Origin of the sequence: Streptomyces sp. NRRL S-495, assembly GCF_000966955.1 — a bacterium.
GTDB lineage: Bacteria > Actinomycetota > Actinomycetes > Streptomycetales > Streptomycetaceae > Kitasatospora > Kitasatospora purpeofusca.
Genome location: NZ_JZWY01000923.1, coordinates 1 through 9,321, shown reverse-complemented (window position 1 = coordinate 9,321; position 9,321 = coordinate 1). Strand labels below are relative to the sequence as shown.

Below are 9,321 nucleotides of genomic sequence, written 5' to 3'. Positions count from 1 at the left end.
GATCCAGACGCGTTGGCGCTGGCCGCCGGAGAGTTCGGTCGGACGGCGGGTGAGCAGGGCGGCCGGCAGGCCGACCTGGTCGAGCAGTTCGGTGACCCGGCGACGCCGTGCCTCGCCGCGCGGGACCCCGGTGCGGGCGACCGCCTCGGCGACCAGGCGCTCGACGGTGAAGCGCGGGTCGAAGGAGCCGAGCGGGTCCTGCTGGACGGCCTGGACGCGCAGCCGGTCCGGCCGTCGGCGCCGTTCGGTGAGCGCGCTCCAGGGGCGGCCGTCGAGCCGGACGGTACCGGTGTCGGGGCGTTCGAGGCCGAGCACGATCCGGGCCGTGGTGGTCTTGCCGGAGCCGGACTCGCCGACCAGGCCGAGCGTCTCGCCGGGGTGCAGTTGGAAGGAGACGTCCCGGACGACGGGGCGGCCGGCGAAGGACCGGCCGATCCGGTCGACGTCGAGGAGCGGGGTGGCCTCCGGGCCGTCACCGGCGGCCGGGGCCGGATCGGGCTCACGGACGGTGAGCGACGAGACGGTGAGCGAGGAGAGGGAGGGCGAGGAAACCGCCGTGGCGGCGGCGGTGGGGTGCCAGCAGCGGGCGCCGAGCGCGTCGACCGGCGGGAGGGTGCTGCGGCAGGTGTCGTCGGCGGCGGCGCAGCGGGCCGCGTAGGGGCAGCCGCCGGGGGCGGCGGCGGGGCGCCCGGCCGGCTCCGGGGCGAGCCGGGTACCCCGGGTACGCGCACCGGGGACGGCGGCGAGCAGGGCGCGGGTGTAGGGGTGGCGCGGTTCGGCGAGCAGGCGCTCGGCGGGGCCGGTCTCGACGATCCGGCCGCCGAACATCACCGCCACCCGGTCCGCGAGGCGGCCGACCACCGACAGGTCGTGGCTGATCAGCAGCAGGGCGGTGCCCCGGCCGCGGAGTTCGTCGAGCAGGTCGAGGACCTGGGCCTGGACGGTGACGTCCAGGGCCGTGGTCGGCTCGTCGGCGATCAGCAGGTCCGGTTCGGCGGCGAGCGCGGAGGCGATCAGGGCGCGCTGGCGCAGGCCGCCGGACAACTGGTGGGCGTACTGGGCCGCGCGGCGTTCCGGTTCGGGGACGCCGGTCCGTTCGAGCAGGGAGCGTACCCGGGCGGGGAGTTCGGCGCGGGTGGCGAGGCCGTGGACGCGCAGCGGTTCGGCGATCTCGGCGCCGACGGTGCGCAGCGGGTCGAGCGAGACCAGGGCGTCCTGGAGGACCAGGCCGATCCGCCGCCCGCGCACCTCCCGCCACTGGGCCTCGGTGAGGGTGCCGAGGTCGAGGCCGTCGAAGGCGAGCCGGCGGGCGGAGACGCCGGCGGGGACGCGACCGCCGGCGCCGGTGAGACCGACCAGGGTGCGGGCGGTGACGCTCTTGCCGGAGCCGGACTCACCGACCACGGCCAGGCACTCGCCCCGGTCGAGGGCGAAGGAGACGTCCTGGACGGCGTGCACCGGGCCGAAGCGCACGTCCAGGCCCTCGACGGAGAGCAGGGGCGTCGGGGTGCTCGGCACCACCGGGGCGGCGACGCCGGGGGCGGCGGGGTGCGTCATGCGTCGGTCCTCCGGGTGAAGCGGGCCTGGGCGCGGCGGCCGAGGACGTTGACGACGAGGGCCGTCGCGGTGATCGCGGCGCCCGGGAAGACGCCGACCCACCAGGCGGTGGCGAGGAAGCGCCGCCCCTGGGAGAGCATCGCGCCCCACTCGGGGCTGGGCGGCTGCGGGCCGAGGCCGAGGAAGCTGAGCCCGGCGGCGGCGATCAGCGCGGTGCCGAAGCCGACGGTGGCGAGCACCAGCATCGGTCCGACGGCGTTCGGCAGCACGTGCCGGACGATCAGCAGCGGGCGCGGCAGGCCGAGTCCGACCGCCGCCTCCACGTACCCGGAGCGGCGGACCACCAGGGTCTCGGCGCGCACGATCCGGGCGTACCCGGGCACGAAGGCGATCGCGATGGCGAGCATCACATTGAGCGAGCCGGTGCCGAGCACGGTCACGGCGAGCAGGGCGAGCAGGATCGGCGGCAGCGAGAGCAGCACGTCGGCCAGGCGCATCAGCACCTGGTCCGCCCAGCGGCCGCCGAGCGCGGCGGCCAGGCCGAGCAGGGTGCCGCCGGTGATGGCGAAGACGGTGGCGCCGAGGCCGAGCAGCAGGGACGGCCGGGCGCCGTGCAGGACGCGGGCGAACAGGTCGCGGCCCAGTTGGTCGGTGCCGAACCAGTGCGCGGCGCCGGGCGGGGTGAGCGCCTCCGCCGGGTGGGTCTCGATGGGTGAGGCGGAGCTGAGCAGGCCGGGGGCGAGCGCGGCGAGCAGCAGCAGGGCGAGCGCGGCCAGGGCGAGGAGGAGGGTGAGCGGGGGCCGCCGACGGGCGGACGCGACCGGGGCCGGGACGTCCGGGACCGGGGCTGCCGCCGTCGGGGCTTCCGGCGTCTTGGAGGGCGCGGCGTCTGGACCGGCGTCGGGACCGTGGGCTGGTTCAACAGTGGTGTGGGCCATGGCGGTTCAGTCGGTCCTCAGCCGTGGGTCGACAACGAGGTAGAGCAGGTCGACGAGGGTGGAGATCACCACGAAGACCAGGGCGGAGAGCAGTACCAGCCCGATCACCAGCGGCAGGTCCTTGTTGGTGGTCGCCTGGAGGGTCAGCGCGCCGATGCCGGGCCGGCCGAACACCGACTCGACCAGCACCGCCCCGCCGAGCAGCGATCCGGTGAGCCAGCCGGTGAGGGTGACCACCGGCACCGCCGCGTGCCGCAGCGCGTGCCGCAGCACCACGGCGGCCGAACCCACGCCCCGGGAACGGGCGGTGAGCACGAACGGCTGCCCGAGCGCCGTCTCCAGTCCCTCGCGCAGCACCTGCGCGAGCATCCCGGCGACGGGCAGGGCCAGCGTGACGGCGGGCAGCACCAGCGCGGCCAAACCGTCGTCCCCGGCCACCGGGAAGATCCGCAGCTGGAACGAGAACGCGGTGAGCAGCAGGATCCCGATCCAGTACGAGGGACTGGAGACGGCGAGCAGTTCGGCGAGCGAGCTGAGCGCGCGCAGGGCGGGCCGGCGGCCGGCCGTGCCGACCGCCGCGACCAGGGCCAGCAGGGCGGCCAGGCCGAGTGCGGCCGCGCCGAGTTGGACGGTCGGGCCGAGCTGGTCGCCGATCAGGTCGGCGACCGGACGCTGCAACTGGTAGGACTCGCCGAGGTCTCCGGTGAGCAGGTGGCCGAGGTAGGTGAGGTACTGCACGGGCACCGGCCGGTCCAGGCCGTACTGCTCCTGGATCGCCGCCTTGACCTCGGGGGTTGCGGCGGTGCCGGGGCCGAGCATCACGGTGACCGGGTCCCCGGGGACCAGTTGGAGCGCCGCGAAGGCGACCGTGGCGGCGCCGAGCAGGACGGCGGCCGCGCCGAGCAGCCGCCGCGCGGCGGCCCGCAGCAGGCGCGGGGCGCCGCTGCGGGCCGGCGCCGGCGTGGCCGCCGGCTGGCGTGACCGCCGGCTCCGCGAACCCGGTGGTTCCGGTGCTCACTTGGCGATCCAGGCGCCGTGGAAGGCGAGCCAGGTGTTGGGGTCGGCGGTGAGCCCGCGGACCTTGGCGGCGGTGCCGACCACGGCGGTGCGCACGTACAGCGGGACGATCAGCCCGAGCTCGATCGCGCGCTGCTGCGTCTTGGTGTAGACGTCCTGGCGGACGGCCTTGTCGAACGTCCCCTTGCCCGTGGTGGTCCACTCGTCGAGCTGGGCGTCCTGGTAGAAGGTGGCGTTCTGGCCGCCGGTGGAGGGCTTGCTGGCGCTGTGGAAGTAGAGCCGCAGCACGTCCGGGTCGAAGCGGGCCCAGCTGTAGTCGGCGATGTGCTCCTTGCCGCCGTAGACGTTGGCGATGTAGGTGCCGATGTCCAGCCGGGGGCGGGTGATCTCGACGCCGATCTTCTTCAGGTCGGCCTGGATCGCCTGGCCGAGGGTCTCGCGCTGCTCGCGCACGTACTCGGCGGGCGGCAGCGGCCACTCCAGCGAGAGCCGCTTGCCGTCCTTGGTGCGGTAGCCCTCGCCGTCACGGGCCGTCCAGCCGGCCTCGTCCAGCGCCTTCTCGGCCGCGGCCTTGTCGTACGGCCAGGACTTCTCCAGCGACTTGTCGTAGTACGGCGTGCTCGGCGCGATCGGGCTCCAGGCCCGCTTGTAGACGCCGAAGTAGACGGACTGGATGTCGGTGTCGAGGTCGATGCCGCGCTGCACCGCCTTGCGGACCTTCGGGTCGTCCAGCGGCGCCTTGGTGGTGTTGAGCACCAGCGCGTAGTTGGCGCCGGGCGCGTCGGTGGCGATGGTGCGCAGCTTCGGGTCGCCCTGGACGGTGCGCACGTCGGCCGGCGGGATCGGTTCGGCGACCTGCACCTGTCCGCTGCTGAGCGCGCCGACCCGGACCGAGTCCTCGGTGAGGAAGCGGATGGTGAGCTTCTCCAGGTAGGCCGGGCCCTGGTGGTTGGCGCTCGGCGGCGCCCAGTTGTAGTCCGGGTTACGGGTGAAGACGGCGCTCTGGCCCTTGGTGTAGCCGGTGAACACGAACGGGCCGGTGCCGACGTCGGCCGGGCCGCCCGCGCCGAGCTTGGAGCCGTTCTCCTTGATGGCCTTCGGCGAGTAGAAGCCGAGGTAGGCGGTGCTGGCGGCCTGGAGGAAGGGCGCGAACGGCTCGGAGAACGACACCTTGACCGTGTGCGGGCCGACCACCTCGGTGCCCGTGTAGGGGCCGAGCAGGCTGGCCGCGTACTGGGACTTGGTCTCCTTGGCGACGATCCGGTCGAAGTTGGCCTTCACCGCCTCGGCGTCGAAGACCGTGCCGTCGGTGAACTTGACGTCCTCGCGCAGGTGGAAGGTGTAGCTCTTGAGGTCGGGCGCGATCTCCCAGGACTTGGCCAGCCAGGGCTGGAACTCGCCCTTGTCGTCCTGGTGGACGAGCGAGTCGAAGACGTTGCGCTGGATGGCGCCGGTGATGTCCTGCTGGCTGACGTGGATGTCGAAGGAGATCGGCTCGACGTCGGTGGCGTAGGTCAGCGCACCGCCCTGGACCGGCTTCTCGTCGATTCCGGCGGCGCCGGCCGTCGCGGCTGCACCGGAGCCGGAGCCGGTGCCGGAGCTGCAGCCCGCCAGGAGCAGCGCCCCGGCGGTGAGGGCGGCGAGCAGCGGAAGGGGCCGGGGCCCGGTGATGGCCATGCTGGTGACTCCGTCGGGGTACGAGGGGCGGTGGGAGGAATACCGGGACGCTATCGACGGGCCGACGGCGGCGAACCCCTACCGGACCCCTAGCGCACCCTTAGGCCCTCCGGGCGGGGTCCTGGTCCTCCCGCCGAGAAATGGCTTGCCGCCCCGGCGGCTGTCTGTCACCGTTCCGCGTGGACCGGAAGTTGATCATCGACGGTCGGTCGATGTCGACATGTCGGCGGCCTCTCGGGAATCCACCGGAGAGGTAGAGGTACAACGGGAATCGGTGCCATGGGGAACAGTTACGAGGACGAGTGTCGCCGGTCGTTGGCCGAGGAGCAGGCGAAGAGCCTTGCCGGGACCAACGACTGGGAGCATGTGGACAGGGCCCGGGTCCACCAGGACTGGGACGTCCTGTACCGGGAGATCACGGCCTGCCTGAACGCCGGCGCCCGGCCCGGGGACGGGGAGGTCCAGGAACTCGTCCGCAGGCACTTCGACATCGCCTGCCGGTTCTACACCCCCTCCCGGGAGGCCTACGTCGGCATGGCGCTCTTCTACGCCGAGGACGAGGCCATGAGGGCGTTCCACGATTCCTACCACCCCGGGCTGGTGGAATTCCTGGGTGCCGCGATCAAGGTGTTCGCCGAGCAGGGGACCGGGTTCGCCCCCGGGACGGGCGCCGGGGCTCCGGTGCGGTCGGGCGACGCCGGCCGGTGACGTGCGTCGGCGGGTGCGCCCGGACCGTCGTCCGGGCGCACCCGCCGGGTGGTGCTGCCGGGAGGTCAGTCGCGGTGGTGGCGCTGGCGCGGGTAGCGGGGGACGGAGCGGCGGTGGGCGATCCGCCAGCCGTCCGGGGTGCGGGTGTACACGTCGAAGTAGTCGCCGTTGTGGACGCTGCCGTCCGGCAGGATCGCCAGGTAGCGGCTGCGGCCGCGGACCGTGCCGTCCTCGTCGACGGTGAACACCGAGTCCAGGGTCTGGTGGTCCGGGTGCTCCGGGCCCAGGTCGCGGGCGAACACCCGGATCTTCTCCAGGCCGGTGAACACCGCGCCGGTGCGGGTGAGTTCGATCACCCCGTCCTCGGCGAACACCTCGGCCAGCGCCTGCGCGTCGGCGTTGTCGAAGGCGTGCGAGAAACGGGCGAGCAGCTGGCGCAGCTCCTCGGCGTCGGCCGGGGTCGGGCCGGTCGTCATGGGCGGGCTCCTGAGGGTTGTGGTGGTTCGACAGGTGGATGGGTGGGTGGGTGGAACGGGGCCGGGCCCGGCCGAAGGGGAGAGGAAGCGGCCGGGCCCGAGTCGGGAGGGGAGGGTCAGACGATGGCCGGGGCCAGCTGCTGGACGATGCCCAGGCGGTCCGGGAGCACGTTGTAGCGGACGACCTTGTTGTCCCGCACCGTGAGCCAGCTGATGCTGTGGCCCACGAAGGACCGCCCGGTGGCCGGCACGCCGAAGATCGGCCCGACGTGGGTGCCCTCGATCCGCCAGAACGCGATCACCCGGTCCCCCTCGGCCACCAGGTCCTCCACGGTGGCCTTCACGTCGCGGACGTTCTGCCACAGCCAGCGCAGGTGCTCCTCGAAGTCCGCGCGGGTGCCGCTGCCGCCCGGACCGACCCGGGTCTCGTCGGCGGCGTCCTCGGCGACCAGCTCCTCCAGCAGCTCGACCCGCTGGCCGGTGACCAGCTCGTGGTAGTACCGCTCGACCAGGGCCTTGTTCGCCTCGATGCTCATGGCTTCTCGCTCTCTTCGGTAGACGGAAAAACGTAGGCGGAAAAACGGGGTGGAACGGAAAATCGGTGGTGCTGGTGGGGCGTGTGCGGGCGCGGTTCAGCGGGACGGCGCCGCCGGCGGCGGGAGCAGGATGCCGCCGTTGGCGCTCAGACCGCCGTCGACCGGGACGGTGACCCCGGTGACGTAGGAGGCCGCCGGGGAGGCCAGGAACCAGACCACCTCGGCCTGTTCGCGTGCCGCCCCCCAGCGCTGGGCCGGGATCCGGCGGGTGATGAAGGCCGAGAACTCCGGGTCGGCGACCTGGCCGGCCGTCAGACCGGTGACCGTGCCGCCGGGCGCGATCGCGTTGATCCGGATGTTCTGGGCCGCGTAGTCGATGGCCGTGGCGCGGACCAGGTTGATCACCGCCGCCTTGGTCGCGTTGTACGCCCAGGTCCCCGGGTCGCCGCGCAGGCCGGAGACGGAGGAGGTGGCGACGATCGCCCCGCCGCCGGCCTCCCGCAGCGCCGGTGCGGCGGCGCGGATCCCGAGCACCACGCTGCGCACGTTCACCTGGAACAGGCGGTCGAAGCGGTCGACCGCGCCCGGCGCCTCCAGCGGCCCGCCGCCGCCGGTCCCGGCGTTCAGGACCGCCGCGTCCAGCCGCCCCCACCGCTCCTGGGCGAGCGCGACGGCGCGGACGTTGGTCTCCTCCGACGACACGTCACCGGCCAGGGTCACGACGCCGTCGAGGCCGGCGAGCGCGTCCAGGCCCGCCTTGTCGACGTCCACGGCGACCACGCGGTGGCCCCGCTCGACGAACAGCCGCGTCGTCGCCTCGCCGATGCCCGACGCCGCGCCGGTGACCAGTACTACGGGGTGGGTCATGCCTGTTTCCTTCCTCAGGGGATCGGTGGTGCCCGCAGCTCTCGCGGCACCCTCGGGAGTTCGCACTGCGCGGCTCAGGACGCGGGCCGCTCGATGCCTTCGAGCCACTGCCGGACGGCGGCCGCGGTCGTCGGGGTCTGGTGCTCCAGCACGGTGAAGTGGTCACCGGGTATGTCCCGGACCTCGTGCGGCACGGGCCAGTACGCCCGCCAGTCCTCGCGCTCCGTGGTGTCGACGACCATGCCGCGCAGCGGGGTGTCCGCCCGCAGCGCCAGGATCGGCGCGGTGAGCGGCGCGGGCTGCCAGCCCGCGAACACGTTGTTGTAGCCGCCCATGGCGGTGAGGCTGGCGTCGCTCCAGACCATGTCGTACTGCTCGATCCGGTCGATCATGCCGCCGAGCATCGAGTGCAGCCACCACTCCCCCATGCCCTCGCGCGCCGCGCTGTCGATCGGGTAGGAGTCGATCAGGACCAGGCCCGCCACCGACCGGCCGCGCGCCTCCAGCCGCTCGGTGACGGCGTGCGCGACGCAGCCGCCCATCGATCGGCCGACGATGACGAACGGGCGTTCGTCGTCGAGGAGTTCGAGCACGGTCTCGGTCTGCATGGTGAGGTAGGTGTCGATGTTGTCGGGCAGCCGGTCGGACTGGTCCCAGCCCGGGGAGGGGACGACGAAGACGTCCCGCTCGCCCTCGAAGGCGTGGCCGAGCCGGGCGTACTCGTGCGGGCCGGAGATCGCGCTCAGCGCCGGGAAGGCGACGACGGCCAACTCGCCGTCCCCGGTGGCGAGTCGGATCGGCTTGAGCGCGCGCTCGGCCCGTTCCTCCGCGCCGAAGCTGTCCCGCAGGTTCGAGGCGACGCCGATCAGTGCCGAGGCCTCGGGGAAGCTTCCCCGGGCCGCGAGACGGCGGTAGAGCGTGGACAGCGGGTTCCTGGGGTCCTCCACCTCCCCGGCTCCCCCGGTGCCCGCGCTTGCGGTCGCCACGGCGAACGGCTCGTCCCCGGCGCGGGAGATCAACTCCGAGAGGTGGACGGAGAGTTCGGTCGGGTCAGGGTGGTCGAAGGTCACCGTCGGGGGCAGCCGCAGGCCGGTGGCGGCGGTGATCCGGTTGCGCAGCTCGACGGCGGACAGCGAGTCCAGGCCCAGGTCGTTGAACGCCTTCCCCGCCGGCACCGCGCCCGGCTCGCTGCCGAGCACGGCGGCGACCTCGGTGCGGACCAGCTTCAGCACGGCCGCGACCCGCTCCTCCTCACCCAGCCCCGCGAGCCGGGGCAGCAGGGTCGGCGCCGCGGCGGCCGGGGACGCCGCGCCCGCGGTGCGCCGGGCCGGCGGAACCAGCCCGCGCAGCAGCGGCGGCACCTCGCGCTGCGCCCGGACGGCGGCCAGGTCGAGCGGGACGGCGACCAGGAAGCCGGCGTCGACCCGCTCGGCCGCGTCGAACAGGGCCGTCCCGCGCTCGGTGGGGATCGGCCGCAGTCCGGCCCGCGCGGCCCGGCGGAGGTCCGCCTCGGTGAGGTGCTCGGTGATGCCGCTGACCTCGGCC

At 73.9% G+C, this 9,321-nt stretch carries 9 protein-coding genes; 1 reads left to right on the top strand and 8 read right to left on the bottom strand.

Translation table 11 applies throughout. The features are described from left to right. From VR45_RS36265 to VR45_RS36250, 4 genes are all read right to left on the bottom strand, one after another. Positions 1–1,557 (bottom strand): ABC transporter ATP-binding protein (locus VR45_RS36265; RefSeq protein WP_045944184.1); only part of this gene is annotated, 1,557 nt, incomplete at its 3' end. Next, on the bottom strand, positions 1,554–2,495 hold the full coding sequence (locus VR45_RS36260; protein WP_078897277.1) for an ABC transporter permease: 942 nt from the start codon (positions 2,493–2,495) through the stop codon (positions 1,554–1,556). The genes VR45_RS36260 and VR45_RS36265, both read right to left, overlap by 4 nt. Before the next feature lie 6 nt (positions 2,496–2,501). Further along, positions 2,502–3,422, bottom strand: a complete 921-nt coding sequence (locus tag VR45_RS36255; RefSeq protein ID WP_286163625.1) for an ABC transporter permease — start codon at positions 3,420–3,422, stop codon at positions 2,502–2,504. Between the two features lie 87 nt (positions 3,423–3,509). Next, positions 3,510–5,189, bottom strand: a complete 1,680-nt coding sequence (locus VR45_RS36250; RefSeq protein ID WP_045944182.1) for an ABC transporter substrate-binding protein — start codon at positions 5,187–5,189, stop codon at positions 3,510–3,512. 279 nt (positions 5,190–5,468) lie between these two features. Here VR45_RS36250 and VR45_RS36245 point away from each other — a divergent pair, with 279 nt between their 5' ends. Beyond that, a complete protein-coding gene (locus VR45_RS36245; RefSeq protein ID WP_045944181.1) occupies positions 5,469–5,897 on the top strand; it encodes a TipAS antibiotic-recognition domain-containing protein in 429 nt (142 codons plus the stop codon). Between the two features lie 65 nt (positions 5,898–5,962). On the opposite strand, the gene VR45_RS36240 is transcribed toward VR45_RS36245, so the two are convergent. From VR45_RS36240 to VR45_RS36225, 4 genes are all read right to left on the bottom strand, one after another. Beyond that, positions 5,963–6,373, bottom strand: coding sequence for a nuclear transport factor 2 family protein (locus VR45_RS36240; protein ID WP_045944180.1), 411 nt, complete (start codon positions 6,371–6,373; stop codon positions 5,963–5,965). A gap of 116 nt (positions 6,374–6,489) precedes the next feature. After that, on the bottom strand, positions 6,490–6,909 hold the full coding sequence (locus VR45_RS36235) for an ester cyclase (protein ID WP_030398551.1): 420 nt from the start codon (positions 6,907–6,909) through the stop codon (positions 6,490–6,492). 96 nt (positions 6,910–7,005) lie between these two features. Then, positions 7,006–7,776 carry an SDR family oxidoreductase gene (locus VR45_RS36230; RefSeq protein ID WP_045944179.1) on the bottom strand — a complete coding sequence of 257 codons (771 nt, stop codon included), beginning with the start codon at positions 7,774–7,776 and terminating at the stop codon, positions 7,006–7,008. A 74-nt stretch (positions 7,777–7,850) separates the two neighbouring features. Then, on the bottom strand, positions 7,851–9,321 hold a 1,471-nt coding region (locus VR45_RS36225), incomplete at its 5' end, for an alpha/beta fold hydrolase (RefSeq protein WP_045944178.1).

Bases quoted from the DNA above. Each gene is read 5' to 3' on its own strand.
- VR45_RS36260 (WP_078897277.1), bottom strand. From the start codon at position 2,495: ATGGCCCACACCACTGTTGAACCAGCCCACGGTCCCGACGCCGGTCCA.
- VR45_RS36250 (WP_045944182.1), bottom strand. From the start codon at position 5,189: ATGGCCATCACCGGGCCCCGGCCCCTTCCGCTGCTCGCCGCCCTCACC.
- VR45_RS36245 (WP_045944181.1), top strand. From the start codon at position 5,469: ATGGGGAACAGTTACGAGGACGAGTGTCGCCGGTCGTTGGCCGAGGAG.
- VR45_RS36240 (WP_045944180.1), bottom strand. From the start codon at position 6,373: ATGACGACCGGCCCGACCCCGGCCGACGCCGAGGAGCTGCGCCAGCTG.
- VR45_RS36235 (WP_030398551.1), bottom strand. From the start codon at position 6,909: ATGAGCATCGAGGCGAACAAGGCCCTGGTCGAGCGGTACTACCACGAG.
- VR45_RS36230 (WP_045944179.1), bottom strand. From the start codon at position 7,776: ATGACCCACCCCGTAGTACTGGTCACCGGCGCGGCGTCGGGCATCGGC.